This is a genomic window from Chimaeribacter coloradensis (assembly GCF_002858715.1).
In the GTDB taxonomy this organism is placed as follows: domain Bacteria; phylum Pseudomonadota; class Gammaproteobacteria; order Enterobacterales; family Enterobacteriaceae; genus Chimaeribacter; species Chimaeribacter coloradensis.
Genome location: NZ_PJZH01000006.1, coordinates 106,586 through 123,931 on the forward strand (window position 1 = coordinate 106,586; position 17,346 = coordinate 123,931).

The following is a 17,346-nucleotide window of genomic DNA, read 5'->3' on the forward strand; positions in this document are numbered from 1 at the left end:
CCTCCCCCACATCACAGAGAAGGACGCTGCTATGTTCAGAGGTTTAAGTGCATTTCCCCTGACACCCTGTACGCCGGAAGGCATTGATGACGCCGGGTTCCTGCGCATTCTGGAACGGCTGGTCAGCGCCGGGGTCGGTTCGCTGGGGGTGCTTGGGTCAACCGGGAGTTACGCCTACCTCACCCGCGAACAGCGGAAACGGGTGGCGGCGCTGGCGAAACAACAGGCCGGGGCGATCCCGGTGATGGTGTCGATCGGGGCGGTCGGCACCGCGCAGGTGTTGCAGCTGGCAGAGGATGCCCAGCACGCAGGCGCGGATGCACTGCTGCTCCCGGCGATGAGCTACCAGACCCTCACAGACGACGAGGTGTTCGGCCTGTTCGAAACGGTGTCACGCCACGTCTCCGTGCCGGTGTGTGTCTATGACAACCCCGGCACCACCCGTTTCACCTTCTCTGACGATCTGCATGGCCGCATCGCCGCGCTGCCGCGCATCGGCTCCATCAAGATCCCCGGCGTACCCGCGGACGCCGCGGCGGCCCATGCCCGCGTGCAGCAGCTGCGCGGGAAGATCCCGGCAGGCGTGACACTGGGGGTCAGCGGCGATGCCTTCGCCGGTCTTGGCCTGAACGCGGGCTGTGAGGTCTGGTATTCCGTGTGTGGCGGGCTGTTCCCCCATACGGCGAAAGCGATCACCGACGCGGCGGCACGCGGTGACCACGCACGCGTGACCCAGCTCACTGAACGCCTCGCGCCGCTGTGGGCGCTGTTCCGGCAACATGGCGGCAGCATCCGGGTGATGGCGGCAGCGGCGGGGGTTCTGGGGCTGACCCAGGTAGATTGTTTGCCCCGCCCGCTGCTGCCGTTGCCGGAAGCGCACTGTGCCGCTGTTGCTGCGGTGATTGAGGAACTGGGACTCGAGTAAGCCCCTTCCCCCTGCTCCCCGGCCTTTCGGGTTCTGCCCGCCGGGGCAGAGCCGCTCAGCATTCACTGCCCGGCCGGGCGGGTGCGGTCCCATCTTATTTTGCTGAACCTCTCTGAGCCAGTGTGATTAAAGAAGTGCACGCCAGCAGAGCCTGGCTACGGGCTAACGGGGAATACCATAGTCTTTTCTGAGCTTGTCGGCACCGGCAAAGTGCGCGTTGATTTCATCAAGTCGCTTGTCCGATACAGTGCCTCCCATGCCTTCTATCAGACTTAACAACGGGGTGGGTTCGCCCGCCGCGCCCCACTGGCCTTCCGGGATCTCAGTCAGGTGTACCCAGATGCCTGTGCCGTCATCTGCGGGTGATATCTCCAGCGCGGCGCGAATATCTGCGGTGACGTCTGCGATTGCCCGTAATTTCAATTCTGCGTTCATAAAGCCTTCAGGTGCGATGATCCGGGCAAGGCACAGGGTTCTGCCGCGCCGGTAAGTCTCATCAAAACGGCCCCCGATGGCCCAGTCTCCGGCAGAAATAACCCGAAACCAGGCCCAGTCCCGGGTGCACGCAGCATCCGTGGGGCCCCCGATTTCGATATTCAGCAGGGTATCGGACAGCGCCTGAGCCAGGGCCGCTTTTTTTTCATCGGGAATCGCTTCCCGCGTTGTGATTTCGATAAAGGGCATTTTAATTTCCTCCGGGTTGAGAGATCTGAACAGGTCAGGGATGAACTTAAACCTGCTTACTGGGTAATGTTTCCTTTCCCCATCCCGCCCGGAGGGTGCATCCGGTCAGAATGAGGCAGTACAGGAGGAGGCCTGCGGCGATGAGGGCATACAGCCAAGCCACGGATCCCACCAGCGGGAGAATGAACCACCCGCCTGCGGCAACCAGTAAAAAGCGGGCTATGCCACCGATAACGGGCCAGAAGAGGGTGCCTGCCCCCTGATTGGCAAAATAGAGCGCAAAGCCAAAACCATACAGCCCGTAGAAGGGGCCAACGATGCGCAGATAGGTCGAGCCGGCCGCGATCATCTCTGGGCCGGAGCTGAAAATATGCAGCCAGAGGCCCGGCGCCAGGGCTGCTGTCAGGCCCATGATTTCAGCCATCAGAAAGCAGATGCCGGCACCGGTGAAGGCGATAACGCGCGCCCGGTGGCGATGGCCGGCGCCGGTGTTCATGCCCACCATCGAGACCAGCGTGCCGCCCACGCCAAATACCAGCGGGACCAGCAGATATTCGAGGCGCGCACCGGTACCAAAGCCGGCGACCTCAGCCGGGCCGAAGCGATGGCCGATAAGCGCGGTAGCAGAGGCAATGGTGGCATTGGTTACCACGGATGACAGCGCGGCCAGGGTGCCGACGCGCATGATCTGAGTGAAGATATTCCGGTGCAGCGGCACCCACTTAAAGCGCGCCGCGTTGCGGCCGCTCAGAATGTACCCGCCGAAAAAAAGCGTGCTGCAGAAGTAGTAAACCAGCAGCGCTACGCCGCCGCCGGCCACGCCAATCGCCGGGAAGGGGCCTGTCCCGAAAATCAGCATGGGTGAAAGCGGGATAAGAATGACCACGCCACCGCAGATGCCGATGGCCGGGATCATCAGATTGCCCGTCCCCCGGATCACGGAGGCCAGACCGTTCATAAGCCAGAGCAGCGGCATGCCGGCAAACACGATATTGGAATATGTCAGGGCTGCTTTCAGAGAGGCGCCCTGTCCCCCGAGCACACGATAAATATCACTGCCGAACAGCAGAATAACCGCTGCACTCGCCACACCGAGCGTGCCGCAGAGCACAACCGCATGAAGCACGAGGGCGTGGGCCTCTTCTGTGCGGTTGGCACCGATCGCGCGCGAAATAGCGGAGGAGATGCCGCCGCCGAAGGCGCCGCCGGAGAGGGTATGCATCAGCATAAGAACGGGAAACACAATGGCCATGGCCGCGAGCACATCCGTGCCCAGACGGGACAGATACCAGGTTTCAATCAGACCGGTGGAAGCCTGGGCGACCTGAATGATGACGTTGGGCCAGGACAGGCGGAACACCGTGGAAAAGATGGGGCCTTCCAGCAGCATTTTTCGCCGCCGCGTATGGGAATCGGGGAGGGGCGGAAGGGCATTTTCCCCTGGCAGCTGTTCTGCATCATTTGCGCTCATGTATTTATACTCCCGGTAGAGCTGTTAAAAAAAGTAATTACAAACAGCATCCTGCATTTGAGCTACTGGTAGGTCAATATCTATTTTTGTATTTGACCTACCAGTAGCTCAAATGATAGCGTGCAATTTTCGGGCGTGGTTCCGTTTTTGGAGATGTCACAGGAATGAATGAACGTAATGTACTTTTACCGGTTCGGATGAACGCATTTAATCACTGCCTTTCACAGGCGGTTGAAGGCGGCGTGGCACCGGGCATTGTGGCGATGGCCGCCACGCCAAAGGGCGTGATTTATGAAGGCGCGGCGGGGCTGGCAGGTCTTGAGAGCTCAGCGGCCATGACGCCCGACACCCTTTTCTGGATCCTCTCCATGACCAAAGCGGTGACTGCGGTCGCCTGCATGCAGCTGGTTGAGCAGGGCAGACTTCACGTTGACCAGCCGGCCTCTGACTTTATCCCTGAACTGGCGGCACCACAGGTGCTGGAGGGCTTTTCACCGGCGGGTGTGCCTCTTCTGCGCCCGGCGAAACGGCCGATCACGGTCCGGCATCTTCTTACCCATACCTCTGGCTATACCTACTCGCTCTGGAGTAAAACACTGGCCCGTTATGAAGAGGTGACGGGAACACCCATTGTTTTTTCCGGCAGGAAAGAGGCCTTAAGCGTGCCGCTGGAATTCGATCCGGGCGATCGCTGGCAGTACGGAATGTCGATTGAGTGGGTGGGCAGACTGGTTGAAGCCATCAGCGGACAGACGCTGGAGGATTACTTCCGCGACAACATTTTCACGCCTCTTGGCATGCATGACACCGGCTTTATTATCAGCGATGAACAGCGTGCCCGGACCGCAACGGCTTCCCAGCGCGAAGCCGATGGCTCTCTGACCTCTGCCCCCTATGAGTCGCCGCAGCAGACCGATTTCGCGCTGGCGGGCACCGGCCTCTTCAGCACACCGCGCAACTATATGGCTTTTCTGCAGATGCTGCTCAGTGAAGGCAGCCTGAATGGTGTTAAAATACTGGATCCCGAAACGGTTTCCGTAATGATGAGTAATCAGATCGGTGAAATGAATGTCGCAGAGATGGTCAGTCCGCATCCTGCCCGATCAAAGAATTTCGACCTCTTCCCGGGTATGCCGCACAAGTGGGGTTTTTCATTCGACATTAATACGCAGCCGGGTCCTTACGGCCGCAGCGCGGGCAGCGCAGCCTGGGCCGGCGCGATGAACACGCATTATTGGATCGACCCGGTGACAAAAGTGACCGGTGCCCTTTTCACTCAGATTTGGCCATTTTACGATGACCAGGTTATTGCACTGTTTAATAAGTTTGAGCAGACGCTGTATCAGGAATTGCATAAAAACTGATCCGTCGGCTCTTTGTAAGGAATTTCCATATGCCAAGATCACCGAAGCGTGAAAAACTGCTGGAAGCGACAAAAGAGCTTCTCTGGGAAGTAGGATTCGAGGCAATGTCGCCACGTGATATCCAGGAGCGAAGCGCGGCCAGGCCTGGCAGCCTTTATCACCATTTTGCCTCGAAGCTCGCCCTTGCCGGGGAGGCAATGAATGAAATCGCTGAAAGTGATATCGCCCGTATCAACGCTTTCTTCAATCAAGACGGGCCACCGCTTGAAATCGTCCAGCGCTATCTTCAGCTTAAGCGGGACAGCGTGCGGGGATGCCGTTTCGGACGCCTGGTAAATGAAGCGTCCATTGTGCACGATGAGCTGCGCGACCCGGTCAACGCCTTTTTTGATGCTATACAGGCTAATCTGATCAGGAAACTGACACAGGCCAGGGATGAGGGGGCCTTGCCCGCGCGCGTGAACCCTGAAAACCTGGCAATTTCGCTGTTGGCTCTGATGCAGGGAGGCGCGGTACTTGCCCGGGCCTATCAGAACGAAGAAATGTACCTGAGAGCGATTGACGGTGCTGTTTCATTACTGCATGAATCAACGTCATAACTATGAATATGTCGCTGGTTGGATCGCCCTGGAAGTGCATTCTTCGCTCTCTGCCGCAGGGCTTGCGGCTGCATTTTCCGCTGCACTTGCATGGATTGGCATAAGCTGGAATGCCGTGGCCGGCTTTATTTTTGTAACCATAGAAACCCCCATGCGGGCGACAAAGGCAATCCGCACTCTGCGGGTCGGCTGCCACCCTGGGCTGGCATGCCGTGCACAGACCCTTTCTGAATGCCCGGATCTGAGTGGCAGGAAGAATTCATTAAAATAAATTGCACGTCCGCTCCTGGCTCAAAGCGGACATGAGGAGGAAGGAAAATCCCTTGTGAGCCAAAAATCGAAATTTATAAGGCGTCACTCGAATTGGGTTGGTTATATCTGTCGGAAAAAGGTTAACGCTGGCTTCAGGAAGAAAAGCACCTTTATAAAAGTGACTTATCCGTCTGCCTGATGTTTAGATTTTTAAGCGAGGCGTTAACCTGTATTCCGGTAGCAGTGCTATGTAAAGGTTCTGGCTTTACAGATTAAAGGACCTCTTCCGACAGCATTCGTCCCTGACTGAAACTCCACTCGCCGGCAGTATTAAACTGAATGATGACCATGACATCGTCCGGATGAATATCCAGGCATTGCGATAATCTTCCGCACAGCGAGCGGCACAGACTCTGCTTCTGTTGCTGTGAGCGAGGCTTGCCGGCAATGATGAGAAACTGCATAAAGTTATGAGTTCGCCCGCCGGTTTTGTAGTGGCTGTCAAATACCCTCAGCCGTGACGGCAGTTCTTCAAATGCCTGAAAGCGATCGCCGTGTGGAACGGCAAACTCATCTTCCAGGCTCTGCTGAAGGATGTCGGATATCAGCTTTATCTGCGCGTCGCTATAACCCTGACGCAAAATGATACGCGTAAAAGGCATGATGGCTACTCCACGTCCAGACAGTTCAGGGCTGAGACCGCTGCCGGCCAGCCTGCATAAAATGCCAGGTGGGTAAACGCTTCTATCAGTTCATCCTTTGTCAGGCCATTTTGTTGTGCAAAGTTAATATGCCACGGTAATTGTTGCACGCTGCCGAGTGCCGTCAGCGCACCTAATGTAATGAGGCTACGCTCGCGAGGTGAAAGAGCGTTCCGCGTCCAGATATCCTCAAAGAGCACCCGGTTTGTCAGTTCGGCCAGCTTCGGCGCAATGTGTTCAAGCGTTTCACGATCAAGAGATGTATGCATAAGTGTTCTCCTTATTGACTGAAAAGTCAGAATAGAGAAATAATTCCATCCCGAAAATCAACTTATACGCGATCATTAATCCTTAAAGCCGGGACGATTATGGAAAGGAAATTACAGGCGCTCGATCTTGATGCGCTACGCGGCTTTGTTACTGGCATTGATTGCGGTAGTTTTGCGCTCGCGTCAGCCAGACTTTGTCGTTCAACCTCTGCAATAAGCGCACAACTGAAAAAACTGGAGCAGCAGTGTGGCTCTAAGCTGGTAACGAAAAGCGGGCGTCACCTGATACTGACGCATGAAGGTGAAATAATGATGGGCTACGCCCGCCGGTTACTGGCTTTGAATGATGAAGCGCAACGCGCGTTAAAAGGTGAACTCTTAAGTGGGGAAATCCGCATCGGGATGCAGGAGGATTTTGGGGAGTCCCTTATGCCCGGCATTCTGAGTGAATTCAAACACCATTATCCGGAGCTACGGATTATTGCCCGGGTGGCCCGCAATCAGGAACTGCTTAATGCGCTCGACAGCGGCGACCTCGATATGGCACTGCTATGGCGGCCGGAACATGTGCAGCGGAAAGCTGCACTTATCCGCCAGTTTCAACTGGAGTGGATACACCACCCGGAATTTGATATCAGCGCACTACTGAGGCTGGGGGAACCGCTGCCGCTTATCATGTTTGATAGCCCCTGCCTCATGCGTTCACGCGCCACTGACTGCCTGGACCGGGCGGGTATACCCTGGCGAATAGTCTTTATCAGCCATAGTCTTAGTGGTATTTGGGCCGCTGTTCAGGCCGGTCTGGGGGTTACCGTGCGCACGCGGATTGGAATGCCGCATAACCTCTGTGTAGCGGGAAGCATTCTGCCACAACCTGAATCGCTAGGCGTTACCCTGGAACAGGTAAGAAAAAATGAGGCAGAAAATGATGGGCTCGCAAGGCTGGGACAGTTGATGAAAAAAGCACTGCTCAGCATATAGTCGTTTCCATCGGTATAAGTACGCCTGGCGACAATCAATTTACTAAAAAATGTTTTATCGGATAACCATGTCCGCTTTTGGCACGGAGCGGACTGACACGCAAACCAAAGTCCGCTATGAGCGAAAAGCGGACGTGCCCGGTATACCTGGACGCGATTGAGAGCACAACTTTTAACAATCCTTTTAGAAGAAGTAAAAATTGCTAAAGAGATGGGGAGGTTTAATGTGGAAAGATAATTACATGGTTTTAACGATAGCCATAACGAAACCATCCCATCCCTTTTCACCCACGGTCTGTATTGCTGTGGCCTCAAGTCGTTTATCCTCAGAGATCATCTGAATAAATTCGCGTAGACCTTTTACGTTAGGATCTTCACTCTCAGAATCGAGCACACTACCGCCGCGCACTGTGTTATCACCTACGATAACAGTGCCCTGATGCGACAGTCTGATTGCCCATTCCAGATAATGAGGGTTATTCACTTTATCGGCATCGATAAAAATTAAGTCAAAAGGTGCTTCAAGTATGGGTAAGACATCAAGTGCAGCGCCTGTGTACAGCTTAACGCGATCAGTCAGCCCCGCATTTTTTATATTCTGGCGGGCAACCTCTGCATGATGCTCACTGAACTCAATGGTCGTCACAGTTCCATGTTGGGGCACAGCTTTGGCCATCCAGATAGTGCTGTAACCTCCAAGCGTGCCTATTTCAAGAACGCGCACAGCGCGCGACATTTGAATGAATAAGGACAGCATTTTCCCTTGCAAAGCAGACACATCGTGTGGTGGTAGTCCCTGCTCTGAGTTATTAGCAAGAGCGTAATTCAACTCAGGTTCTTCCGGAGCGAGCTTTTCAGAAAACCAGGCATCTACCTGCGCCCATTTATCAGAATCTTGCGAGGGATAATCAGGGATTCGCATATGAAATCTATTCTTCTTAAAAGACCATGTGAGAGTTTAAAAGCTATTTGTTACGGCTGTTATTATGTCCATCCTAGCCTGAAGATTGAAACTTGCAACGACCGCTTCTGGCACAAAGCAGACATTCGCATACAACACATGCAAAATCCCTTAAGGTAACGAGTGGCAACACACAGGCCACCATTCTCATTGAGCGCCCCGAGCCGCTGTGGGCGCTGTTCCAGCAATAAGGTGGCAGCATCCAGATGCCACCGTTGTCATAAATACACTATGCCGCCGTCGCTACGGTGATTGACGCATTACTCCCCCTCTTCCCCCGGCCCTTTCGGTTCCGCCCGTTGGGCGCAGAGCTGGTCGAGCATCCACTGCCCGGCCGGGCCGGGGGGGCGGGTGCGGTTCCAGACGGCATCCACGTTAATCTGCTGCGGCCAGCCGGCGACCGGCAGTTCCCGCAACAGATCATGGCCGAACTGTGCCACCAGCCAGCGCGGCAACTCCGCCCAGCCGAAGCCCTGTTCCGCCATCTCCAGTAACAGCAGGTAGGAAGGGGCAGACCAGACGCGCCCGGTGGCCTGCGGGCGGTCGTTATGCTGCCAGGTGTTGAGGCGCAACTGGCGCAGCGGCCTCAGGTCATTCAGGGTGACCTGCGCCCGCCCCGCCAGCGGGTGCGCATGATGCAGCCAGATGGCGATTTCAGGCTTTATCTGCAACCGCGACAGCGCAATCTCGCCCGGCAGCCGCGGCTGGCTGCGGATCACCCCGAGGTGCGCCCGCCCCTGTTGCAGCAGGGCGATCACATCCTCATCCTCGGCAATCATGCATTCGAACTCAATGTCCGGGAAGCGCTCGGAAAAACGGTTAAGCAGCTGCTCATGGTGGTCAGCCTGCCAGAAGTCCGAGATCGCCATGCTGAGTCGCGGCTCAACGTGGCTGGCGAGCCGTATCGCCAGTTCATCCAGCCGTTGGCTGGCCTGAAGGATCTCCTGCGCCTGCGCCAGTACCCGCTGGCCCGCCCCGGTGAGCCGGGGTTTATGGCCCGAGCGGTCAAACAGGCTGAGGCCGAGATCGATCTCCAGGTTGGCGATCGCCATGCTGATGGTGGACTGGCTTTTGCCCAGCGCCCGCGCCGCTGCAGAAAAGGAGCCGCTTTCAGCCGTTTGCACAAACGCCTGCAGCGCTTCAGGGGAGTAACGCATCGCTCTCTATCGCTTTTTTAGATGGATTCTCATTTTATTCTTGCATAAAAAACGATGAATATGGCCTTCAGATTGATTAACGAGGAAGAAGGGATGAAAACCCGTTCACTGAAAGAGCGCATTTTACACGCGGTAGGCTTTGAGCTGACCGCCATTGTCACCGTGTCGCCGCTGGCGGCCTGGGCGATGGACAAGCCGCTGTTCCATATGGGCGCGCTGGCGGTGGCACTCTCCACCGTCGCGATGCTGTGGAATATGATTTACAACAGCGTGTTTGACCGCTTCTTCCCGCCGGGCGCACCGCGCGGGCTGCTGCTGCGCGCCTGCCATGCGCTGGGGTTTGAGGGCGGTTTTATCGGCATCGGCCTGCCGGTTGCAGCCACCATGCTGTCGATACCACTGTGGGACGCCTTCCTGCTCGAAGTCGCCTTTTTCCTGTTTTTCCTGCCCTATACCATGGCCTGGAACTGGATGTGGGACAAACTGCGCGGTCGCTGGATCGCCAAAGCGCCGTGCCGCGCCTCCTGACAGCCTGCCGGGCGCACGCCCGGCGGGACGTGGCCTGTTCTGCCTGACCGCTTTTTCTGCGCCGGCCTGCCCTTTCTGCTATTACATAGAAACACGCTGCATTTTCAGGGAGTTTCTATGACCATCGCCTGTTTCCACACCGCCGCCAGCAATGTTGCCGTTTTTGATGAGGCAGCACACAGCCTTGCCCTTCCCGCCACCCGCCTCAGCCATCTGGTGATGCCGCACTGGCTGGCGGAGGCGGAGAAAAGCGGCGGCATGACCGCTGACCAGCAGGCGCGGCTGGCGCAACTGCTGCACAGCCTGACGCCCTTTTTTGAGGCGATCCTGATCACCTGTTCCACCCTGGGGCCGGTGGCGGAGGCGTTTTCCGGCAGCGCCTGCCCGGTGCTCAGGACGGATAAGATCGTGGCCGATGCCCTGCGGGCGCGGCCGGGGCGGTCGGTGGTGCTGTGTGCCGCCGAATCGACACTGGCCGCGACCACCGCCCTGTTCTGCCCGCCCGATCTGCCGCCGGAACAGCACCCGGCGGTGCAACTGATCCCCGGTGCCTGGGCGGCGTTTAAAGCGGGCAACCAGGCACGCTATCTCTCCCTGGTAACGGAAGCCGCCCAACAGGCCTATCAGCAGGGGGCGGAAAATGTAGCGCTGGCGCAGGTGTCGATGACGCCTGCGGTGCGCGGGTTCCCGCCCTCGCGCCGCCCGCTGACCAGCCCGCACCTCGCACTGCAACACTGCCTGAACCGCTGATCCCCCTGTTCCACAGAGAAAAAAGATAAGGGAATACCATGTCACTCTGGTTGCTTCATCCGCTGTTACTGCCCTCGCTGGTGGTCGGCCTGACGATCCTGCTGTGGGCGACCGCCCTGCTGCCGGAATTCATCACCGCGCTGCTGTTCTTCACCGTGGCGATGATCGCGAAAATCGCCCCGCCGGAGGTGATCTTCGGCGGCTTTGCCTCGTCCGCCTTCTGGCTGGTGTTCAGCGGCTTTGTGCTGGGCGTGGCGATCCGCAAAACCGGGCTGGCCGACCGGGTGGCGATGGCGCTCTCCGCCCGGCTCACCGGCTCCTGGCTGCGGATGGTGGGCGCGGTGGTGCTGCTGAGTTACGCACTGGCCTTTGTGATGCCCTCCAACATGGGGCGGATTGCGCTGCTGATGCCGGTGGTGGCGGCAATGGGCGCGCGTGCCGGTATCCAGGAGGGCACCCGCGCCTGGCACGGGCTGGCGCTGGCGGTGGGGTTCGGGACATTCCAGCTCTCTGCCACCATTCTGCCTGCCAATGTGCCTAACCTGGTGATGAGCGGCGCGGCAGAGGGGGCGTTCGGCATTCACCTTGAGTACCTCTCCTACCTGCTGCTGCACACGCCGGTGCTGGGTATCCTGAAAGGGCTGATCCTGATCGCGCTGATTTATTGGCTCTTCCCGGGGCAGCCGCAGCCGGTGCGCACCCCCGCCGCACCCACGCCGATGTCCGGCGAAGAGAAGCGGCTCGCCTGGCTGCTGGCCGCGGTGCTGGGCATGTGGGTGACGGAGAGCTGGCACGGCATCGGCCCGGCGTGGGCGGGGCTGGCGGCCGCCTGCATCACGCTGCTGCCGCGGGTCGGGTTTATCAGCGGCGAGGAGTTCTCCACCGGCGTGAATATGCGCACCTGTATTTATGTGGCGGGGATCCTGGGGCTGGCGGTCACGGTGACGCACACCGGCATCGGCAATGCGGTGGGTGAGGCGCTGCTGCACGCCCTGCCGCTCGACCCGGCGCGCCCGTTCACCAGCTTTGTGGCGTTGACAGGCATCACCAGCGCCCTGAATTTCATCATGACCGCCAACGGTGTGCCCGCGCTCTACACCACGCTGGCGCAGAGTTTCGCGGACGCCACCGGCTTCCCGCTGCTGTCGGTGATTATGATTCAGGTACTGGGCTACTCCACGCCGCTGCTGCCCTATCAGGCCTCGCCGATCGTGGTGGCGATGGCGCTGGGCAAAGTGCCGGTGCGCGCAGGCATGGTGCTCTGCCTGGCGCTGGCGGCGGTGACGTTCCTGCTGCTGCTGCCGCTGGACTACGCCTGGTTCCGCCTTTTGGGGCGGCTGTAGGCGGGCACGGCGTCATGAAAAGGCGTTAAGCAGGGCAAACAGGATCAAGGCCAGCCCGCCCCCGGTATCGATGATTTTTTTAAGGAGGCGGGTGTCCCTGTTTACGGCGGAATACAGCAGAAGCCTGCTGGCGGCACAGAGCCAGATCGTCATAATGACGATATGCACGGAGGCGAGGAGCAGATAGTGGCTGACCTCTCCCTGTTTCCCGGCGAATTGCGACACCACGGTCAGGTAGAGAAGAATGGCTTTGGGGTTCAGTACATTTGCCAGATAGGCCGCCTTCACCGACACCTCCGGGCCATTGCGGCCAAACGTGAGACTTCCGGCGTTCAGGCCACTCCTGATCAGTTGCCCTCCCAGCCAGAGCATATACAGCATTCCCGCGACCTTCAGCAGGCTGAAAAACCCGGGCGAGGCCACAAGCAGCGACGTGATGCCCAGCCCGATAAGCAGCGCATGCGTATAGATCCCGAGCGCAGTGCCGGTCAGGGTCGCCACCAGCCCCCGGCGGCCGCCAGAGAGCGCACTGTTCATGGCAAGCGTGAAACTGGCTCCCGGCGAGAGCACTACCGGCAGAATAGCAGGAATAAATCCCGGTAAATTTATGTCCATAACGCAGTCTGTCCCCGTTTGTCACGCTGATGTAGCGGGTGCAGGGAGTGTTGTTGACAGACGGCATGGCGTCAACGTACCGCCGGATAAAACACCCTGTCAGACGCTGAAATTAAAGGCGATGGAGATGCGCGGGCGGGTGGCGTTGACGCGGGTCACGGCGTGTTGCAGCCACGACGGGAACATCACCAGCGTGCCGCTTTTCGGGGTGATGGCGGTGGTCAGCCCGGCGCTCAGGCAGTCGGCGACGCGCATCCGCAGCTCCGGGTTATACATCGACGGCATTACGCCGCGCGGGTCGTGGAACTCCAGTTCGCCGCCGGTGGCCTCCTGCGCCTCGTCACTGTGGCCGTCATCCACCCAGTAAACGCCCGACCAGAACGCGCCGGGGTGGGCATGGAGGGCGTTGGCATCCCCGCTGTGGTTAACGTTCGCCCAGGCGTTGATTTTCCAGTCAAACTCCGGCAAGACCAGCCCGTGCGCCGGGTGCTGGACGGCCGTCAGCTCATAGGCCAGTTCGCGGGCAAACGCCGTCAGCGCCGTGGCCCCGGCCCCCGTCCATTCGGTGAAATCAGCGGCGGATTGCCAGCCGCCCAGGTTACTGTGGCGCACCCCAAGGTTGTCTTCCGTGCGGCGCTGGGCGATCTCCGCTTTCAGCGCCTCGTTGAGTTCCGCCGCGGCCGGGTGGTCAACCAGCGCCAGCGGCGTCACAAACAGGCGCTGGATACGGATATCCTGCGGATTCAGCAGCTTCGGGACAGATGGGGGGGTCACAGAGGACATAGCACAGCTCCAGGCAGGGTTTCAGCGCATAGGTTTAGCGCGTTTATCAGGCCGCGCCAGGCGGCATATTAGGAATAATCTTAGAGAGAATAACAAACTCTGTGTCGCAGGTCTTTGATTTATCGCGCAGGGGCGGAAAAGGCGGGCGCGCCTTGCTTACCGGCGGCGCCCGTTGAGGGGCGATCAGGGCCGGGCCGTGGCCCGGCGGGAGAGCACATACCCGGCCACGGCGCAGGCGGCGATCCCCCAGGGGATGAGCTGCACCTGCGGGGCATCGCTGCCGCTGAGCAGTTGCAGGTTCATGACCATCATGATGAGGGTCACGGACATCCCGATCAGGGCCAACAACGGTGCCCAGAAGGTGCGCCATGCGCTGCCGCCCTGCGCGCCGGTGCGGCGGAAGAAGAGGATCACTGCCGCCGAGACGCCCACCTGCAGCACCATGATGCAGAGGGTGGCGATGGCTGACCCGAAGGCGAAAATGTGCACCATCGGGTCCATATTGGCGCTGCCCATGCCCGCCAGCAGCAACAGCAGGATGACGCTGTGCAGGTGGCTGGCGTTATGCGGTGTGCCGTTGGTGGGGTGGGTGCGGCACAGCTCCTTCCAGATCAGGCCGTCGCGGCTGATGCTGAAAATGTAGCGCGAGATGTTGTTATGGAAAGCCAGCGCCGCGGCAAACAGGCTGGTGATCAGCAGCACGGTCATGGTCTCCACCGCCCACTGGCCGACATAGCGGCGGGTAATATCAAACACGAAATTGCCGGGGTCGCGGCGGGCGATCGCCACCAGATCATCAAAACTGTAGGCCTGCACCAGCGACCAGCTGGTAAAGCAGAAAAAGGCGGTGATGATCACCAGGGCGCAGACCGTGGCGCGCGGCACGGTTTTTTGCGGGTCGCGGCACTCTTCGGCATAGATCGCCGTGGACTCAAAGCCGATAAAGGCGGCAATGGCGAAGATAAAGGCGATCCCCAAATTGCCGTGCAGAAACACCGACGGCTCAAAGGAGGCGAAGGTCAGCGGCCCGCTCTTTTTCACCAGCAGCATGATGTCGGTCAGCAGCACAATCGCCACTTCGGCCAGCATCAGCACCCCCAGCAGTTTTCCGCCGACCTCTACCCGTTTAATCCCCAGCACCCAGGCGATCACCACAAACAGCATACTCATTGCCCACCAGGGCACCTGTGCGCCCAGGTGATTGGCCATAAACAGCGCGCTGAAGAAGCCCAGCATCGCCACTACCGCCGTCTGGATGGAGAAGTAGGCCAGCAGCGCCAGCACTGACGCCGGGCCGCCCCAGTGCTGCCCCAGGCCGGTGGCGATATAGGCGTAAAACGCTCCGGCGCTCTTCACATGGCGGCTCATGGCGATATAGCCCACCGAAAAGAGCATCAGGATCAAACAGGCGGCGATATAGACCACCGGGATGCCCCCGCCGTTGCCGGTAAACATCGCCACCGGCAGGCCGCCGACCACCCCGGTCAGGGGTGAGGCTGCCGCCACCACAAAGAACACCAGGGAGAAGAGGCCCAGGGTGTTTTTGCGTAAACCGCCGCCCGCCTGTGCGCTGCCCGGAACCGCTGCCTTGTCTGCATCAATCACATTGCTCATCGCCGGTGCCTTTTCAGTCAGTGAGAAAATATTCAGGGGCCGCGCCCCTGAGCCAGATCACTCACCGGCATCATTCATCAGCCCCCGCGGCCGGGATAGAAAAAATCGGACAGAAACAGGGTGCAGCGGCCGCACCCTTTTAGGGCGGTCAGTGGTAACAGAGGCGCTCCCGGTACGCCTCGTGGATGATGCGGCGCTGATAGTCCAGCGGCGTGGTGCTGACCAGCTTTTTGAACTCGCGCAGGAAGTGGGACTGGTCACTGAACCCCAGATCCAGCGCCAGATCGGAACAGGCAGGCGACGCCGGCTGGTGGAGGCAGCTCAGCGCCGACTGGCAGCGGATGATGCGGCTGAACGCCTTGGGCGAGAGGCCGGTGTCCTGCCGGAACTGGCGCTGGAGGGTGCGGCTGGTGTAGCCGGTCAGCGCGGCCAGTTGATCCACCCGGATGTTGCCCCGCTGCCCGCGGATGGCGCGCAGGCTCTGCGACGTCACCGCAGAGAGGGGGCGGGTCAGCCGTTGGGTGAAGTAGTGGTTAAACAGCGCCACCTGCCGGGAAAACAGCCCGTTCTCCACGATCTGGTCAAAAGCCGGGCGCGCGCCGGGGATCACGTCGAGAAAGCTGAACTCGCGGTCGGCCAGCTCTTCGGCCATCACATCCAGAAAATCGGGCATCACGCCCGGCGCGAACCGCACGCCAAAGTAGTGGTGGCCCTCTTTCAGCTCGGCGCTGCGTGCCTCCAGCGTGCCGCCGCAGACGCGCGCCATCGGCCGGGTGGTGTCGCAATCAAACAGGATGTCGACACAGCCGTCCGGGATCGCCAGCGTCATGCCGGCGTTGGGGGCCATATCAAACCGGTAGAAGTGGGAAATCGCCGGGTTCTCAGACGCCTTCACCGCATAGTGCCGGGCGGCACTGAGCACAAACCACGGCTGCTCAGGGTGGAGGGCGGGATCGCGGCGGGTCAGCGGGGCAGCAGGCATGGTGAACTCCTCGGGTGGCAGACGGGCACCCGGTAACCATGCAAGGCGGGTGCCACCCGCCGCAGGCCGTGTCGCAAATCTTCAATACAGCGGGTCACCGGCCGCGTTATTGATTACCCCATCGCCGCGCTGACCGGGCGCTGCCCATGACGCCATCCACTGAGAAACAGGGGTAACAGAGATGAAAGACGCTTCGCCTATCGATTTTATCTATCTTTCCGAACCGGACATGATCCGCGCCGGGGTCACCGATATGGCGGCCTGCGTGGACACCATGGAGGAGATGTTCGGCCTGCTCTACCGGGGGGACTACCGCATGGCCGGGCCGAACAATGATTCCCACGGGGCGATGGTGACCTTCCCGGCGCACTCCCCCTTCCCCACCATGCCGAAACCCACCGCCGACCGCCGCCTGATGGCGATGCCCGCCTACCTCGGCGGCAGCTTCTGCACCGCCGGGGTGAAGTGGTACGGCTCAAATATCGAGAACCGCCGGAAAGGGCTGCCGCGCTCGATCCTGATGTTTACCCTGAGTGACGCCGACACCGGCGCGCCGCTGGCCTTTATGTCCGCCAACCTGCTCTCCGCCTACCGTACCGGGGCGGTGCCGGGGGTGGGCGCACGCCACCTGGCGCGCCGGGATGCCAGAGTGATCGGCCTGCTGGGGCCGGGGGTGATGGGGAAAACGGCGGTGGCGGCGTTTATCGCGGTCTGCCCGGAGATCGACACCCTCCAGGTGAAGGGGCGCGGCAGCAAAAGCCTTGACCACTTCCTCTCCTGGGTCAGCCAGACCTACCCGCAGATCACCCGGGTGCGGGTGGTCGACACCCTGGAAGAGGTGGTGCGCGGCGCGGACATCGTCACCTATTGCAGCTCAGGCGAAGTGGGCGACCCGGCCACCTACCCGCTGGTCAGGCGCGAATGGGTGAAGCCGGGCGCGTTCCTTGCCATGCCGGCCCTGTGCAACATCGACGAGGGCATGGAGCAGCCCGACGTGCGCAAAGTGCTGGATAACACCGGCCTGTACCACGCCTGGTATGACGAAGTGCCGAAACCGGCGCACCACACCATCCCGGTGATCGGCGTGCGGTTTATGGACATGCTGGCCGAAGGGAAACTCACCGCGGACCAGCTGGAGGATATCGGCAAAATCGTGGCCGGTGACGCGCCGGGCCGCCAGAACGACGAGGAGATCATCCTGATGTCGGTGGGCGGGATGCCGGTCGAGGATGTGGCCTGGGGCACGGTGGTCTACCGCAATGCCCTGGCGCGGGGCATCGGCGTCACCCTCAATCTGTGGGAAACCCCGGCGTTGCGCTGAGCCTTCCCTTTTACCCGTTACGGCAGTGCGCGGCGCTGCCCTGTTCA

Annotated in this window: 19 protein-coding genes; 9 read left to right on the plus strand and 10 right to left on the minus strand. The window is 59.8% G+C overall.

The features are described from left to right. Positions 1-31 precede the first annotated feature (31 nt). On the plus strand, positions 32-925 hold the full coding sequence (locus tag CYR32_RS08995) for a dihydrodipicolinate synthase family protein (RefSeq protein ID WP_101824056.1): 894 nt from the start codon (positions 32-34) through the stop codon (positions 923-925). 162 nt (positions 926-1,087) lie between these two features. Here CYR32_RS08995 and CYR32_RS09000 read toward each other — a convergent pair whose 3' ends face one another. Then, the gene (locus CYR32_RS09000) at positions 1,088-1,609 is read right to left on the minus strand and encodes a tautomerase family protein (protein ID WP_101824057.1); all 522 of its coding nucleotides are present in this window, start codon (positions 1,607-1,609) and stop codon (positions 1,088-1,090) included. Positions 1,610-1,655: 46 nt separating this feature from the next. Next, entirely contained in the window at positions 1,656-3,080 is a 1,425-nt protein-coding gene (locus tag CYR32_RS09005; RefSeq protein ID WP_165698209.1) for an MATE family efflux transporter, read from the minus strand. 164 nt (positions 3,081-3,244) lie between these two features. On the opposite strand from CYR32_RS09005, the gene CYR32_RS09010 reads away from it, so the two are divergent. From CYR32_RS09010 to CYR32_RS21770, 3 genes are read left to right on the plus strand one after another with little or no spacing between them, the layout of a single operon-like run. Continuing rightward, entirely contained in the window at positions 3,245-4,444 is a 1,200-nt protein-coding gene (locus CYR32_RS09010) for a serine hydrolase domain-containing protein (protein WP_101824059.1), read from the plus strand. A 29-nt stretch (positions 4,445-4,473) separates the two neighbouring features. Then, positions 4,474-5,043: a TetR/AcrR family transcriptional regulator gene (locus tag CYR32_RS09015; RefSeq protein ID WP_101824060.1), complete on the plus strand. Its 570-nt coding sequence runs from the start codon at positions 4,474-4,476 to the stop codon at positions 5,041-5,043. Then, a complete protein-coding gene (locus CYR32_RS21770; RefSeq protein WP_206602450.1) occupies positions 5,027-5,314 on the plus strand; it encodes a hypothetical protein in 288 nt (95 codons plus the stop codon). The genes CYR32_RS09015 and CYR32_RS21770 overlap by 17 nt, the downstream gene beginning before the upstream one ends. A gap of 253 nt (positions 5,315-5,567) precedes the next feature. Here the strand turns inward: CYR32_RS21770 and CYR32_RS09025 are convergent, their stop codons facing one another. Then, positions 5,568-5,957 carry a tautomerase family protein gene (locus tag CYR32_RS09025; protein ID WP_101824061.1) on the minus strand — a complete coding sequence of 130 codons (390 nt, stop codon included), beginning with the start codon at positions 5,955-5,957 and terminating at the stop codon, positions 5,568-5,570. Positions 5,958-5,962: 5 nt separating this feature from the next. Beyond that, positions 5,963-6,265, minus strand: a complete 303-nt coding sequence (locus CYR32_RS09030) for a carboxymuconolactone decarboxylase family protein (RefSeq protein ID WP_101824062.1) — start codon at positions 6,263-6,265, stop codon at positions 5,963-5,965. Positions 6,266-6,364: 99 nt separating this feature from the next. On the opposite strand from CYR32_RS09030, the gene CYR32_RS09035 reads away from it, so the two are divergent. Further along, positions 6,365-7,246, plus strand: a complete 882-nt coding sequence (locus tag CYR32_RS09035; RefSeq protein WP_101824063.1) for a LysR substrate-binding domain-containing protein — start codon at positions 6,365-6,367, stop codon at positions 7,244-7,246. 237 nt (positions 7,247-7,483) lie between these two features. Here the strand turns inward: CYR32_RS09035 and CYR32_RS09040 are convergent, their stop codons facing one another. Next, a complete protein-coding gene (locus tag CYR32_RS09040) occupies positions 7,484-8,167 on the minus strand; it encodes an O-methyltransferase (RefSeq protein WP_101824064.1) in 684 nt (227 codons plus the stop codon). A 299-nt stretch (positions 8,168-8,466) separates the two neighbouring features. Beyond that, entirely contained in the window at positions 8,467-9,363 is an 897-nt protein-coding gene (locus CYR32_RS09045; protein WP_101824065.1) for a LysR family transcriptional regulator, read from the minus strand. 93 nt (positions 9,364-9,456) lie between these two features. On the opposite strand from CYR32_RS09045, the gene CYR32_RS09050 reads away from it, so the two are divergent. From CYR32_RS09050 to CYR32_RS09060, 3 genes are all read left to right on the plus strand, one after another. Continuing rightward, complete coding sequence (locus tag CYR32_RS09050) at positions 9,457-9,891, plus strand: multidrug/biocide efflux PACE transporter (RefSeq protein WP_101824066.1); 435 nt, start codon at positions 9,457-9,459, stop codon at positions 9,889-9,891. 117 nt (positions 9,892-10,008) lie between these two features. Next, positions 10,009-10,641: a glutamate racemase gene (locus CYR32_RS09055; RefSeq protein ID WP_101824067.1), complete on the plus strand. Its 633-nt coding sequence runs from the start codon at positions 10,009-10,011 to the stop codon at positions 10,639-10,641. A gap of 38 nt (positions 10,642-10,679) precedes the next feature. Beyond that, positions 10,680-11,984: an SLC13 family permease gene (locus tag CYR32_RS09060; protein ID WP_101824068.1), complete on the plus strand. Its 1,305-nt coding sequence runs from the start codon at positions 10,680-10,682 to the stop codon at positions 11,982-11,984. A 12-nt stretch (positions 11,985-11,996) separates the two neighbouring features. On the opposite strand, the gene CYR32_RS09065 is transcribed toward CYR32_RS09060, so the two are convergent. The 4 genes from CYR32_RS09065 to CYR32_RS09080 form a co-directional block, all read right to left on the minus strand. Further along, positions 11,997-12,599, minus strand: coding sequence for a LysE family translocator (locus CYR32_RS09065; RefSeq protein WP_101824069.1), 603 nt, complete (start codon positions 12,597-12,599; stop codon positions 11,997-11,999). 99 nt (positions 12,600-12,698) lie between these two features. Beyond that, positions 12,699-13,382, minus strand: coding sequence for a TIGR02466 family protein (locus tag CYR32_RS09070; protein WP_101824070.1), 684 nt, complete (start codon positions 13,380-13,382; stop codon positions 12,699-12,701). 183 nt (positions 13,383-13,565) lie between these two features. Next, positions 13,566-14,996: an APC family permease gene (locus CYR32_RS09075; protein WP_101824071.1), complete on the minus strand. Its 1,431-nt coding sequence runs from the start codon at positions 14,994-14,996 to the stop codon at positions 13,566-13,568. Positions 14,997-15,144: 148 nt separating this feature from the next. Continuing rightward, positions 15,145-15,978, minus strand: a complete 834-nt coding sequence (locus CYR32_RS09080) for a helix-turn-helix domain-containing protein (RefSeq protein WP_101824072.1) — start codon at positions 15,976-15,978, stop codon at positions 15,145-15,147. Positions 15,979-16,159: 181 nt separating this feature from the next. Between CYR32_RS09080 and CYR32_RS09085 the strand changes: the two genes are divergently transcribed. Then, positions 16,160-17,299: an ornithine cyclodeaminase family protein gene (locus tag CYR32_RS09085; protein ID WP_101824073.1), complete on the plus strand. Its 1,140-nt coding sequence runs from the start codon at positions 16,160-16,162 to the stop codon at positions 17,297-17,299. Positions 17,300-17,346: the final 47 nt, after the last annotated feature.

Bases quoted from the DNA above. Each gene is read 5' to 3' on its own strand.
- CYR32_RS08995 (WP_101824056.1), top strand. From the start codon at position 32: ATGTTCAGAGGTTTAAGTGCATTTCCCCTGACACCCTGTACGCCGGAA.
- CYR32_RS09000 (WP_101824057.1), bottom strand. From the start codon at position 1,609: ATGCCCTTTATCGAAATCACAACGCGGGAAGCGATTCCCGATGAAAAA.
- CYR32_RS09005 (WP_165698209.1), bottom strand. From the start codon at position 3,080: ATGAGCGCAAATGATGCAGAACAGCTGCCAGGGGAAAATGCCCTTCCG.
- CYR32_RS09010 (WP_101824059.1), top strand. From the start codon at position 3,245: ATGAATGAACGTAATGTACTTTTACCGGTTCGGATGAACGCATTTAAT.
- CYR32_RS09015 (WP_101824060.1), top strand. From the start codon at position 4,474: ATGCCAAGATCACCGAAGCGTGAAAAACTGCTGGAAGCGACAAAAGAG.
- CYR32_RS21770 (WP_206602450.1), top strand. From the start codon at position 5,027: ATGAATCAACGTCATAACTATGAATATGTCGCTGGTTGGATCGCCCTG.
- CYR32_RS09025 (WP_101824061.1), bottom strand. From the start codon at position 5,957: ATGCCTTTTACGCGTATCATTTTGCGTCAGGGTTATAGCGACGCGCAG.
- CYR32_RS09030 (WP_101824062.1), bottom strand. From the start codon at position 6,265: ATGCATACATCTCTTGATCGTGAAACGCTTGAACACATTGCGCCGAAG.
- CYR32_RS09035 (WP_101824063.1), top strand. From the start codon at position 6,365: ATGGAAAGGAAATTACAGGCGCTCGATCTTGATGCGCTACGCGGCTTT.
- CYR32_RS09040 (WP_101824064.1), bottom strand. From the start codon at position 8,167: ATGCGAATCCCTGATTATCCCTCGCAAGATTCTGATAAATGGGCGCAG.
- CYR32_RS09045 (WP_101824065.1), bottom strand. From the start codon at position 9,363: ATGCGTTACTCCCCTGAAGCGCTGCAGGCGTTTGTGCAAACGGCTGAA.
- CYR32_RS09050 (WP_101824066.1), top strand. From the start codon at position 9,457: ATGAAAACCCGTTCACTGAAAGAGCGCATTTTACACGCGGTAGGCTTT.
- CYR32_RS09055 (WP_101824067.1), top strand. From the start codon at position 10,009: ATGACCATCGCCTGTTTCCACACCGCCGCCAGCAATGTTGCCGTTTTT.
- CYR32_RS09060 (WP_101824068.1), top strand. From the start codon at position 10,680: ATGTCACTCTGGTTGCTTCATCCGCTGTTACTGCCCTCGCTGGTGGTC.
- CYR32_RS09065 (WP_101824069.1), bottom strand. From the start codon at position 12,599: ATGGACATAAATTTACCGGGATTTATTCCTGCTATTCTGCCGGTAGTG.
- CYR32_RS09070 (WP_101824070.1), bottom strand. From the start codon at position 13,382: ATGTCCTCTGTGACCCCCCCATCTGTCCCGAAGCTGCTGAATCCGCAG.
- CYR32_RS09075 (WP_101824071.1), bottom strand. From the start codon at position 14,996: ATGAGCAATGTGATTGATGCAGACAAGGCAGCGGTTCCGGGCAGCGCA.
- CYR32_RS09080 (WP_101824072.1), bottom strand. From the start codon at position 15,978: ATGCCTGCTGCCCCGCTGACCCGCCGCGATCCCGCCCTCCACCCTGAG.
- CYR32_RS09085 (WP_101824073.1), top strand. From the start codon at position 16,160: ATGAAAGACGCTTCGCCTATCGATTTTATCTATCTTTCCGAACCGGAC.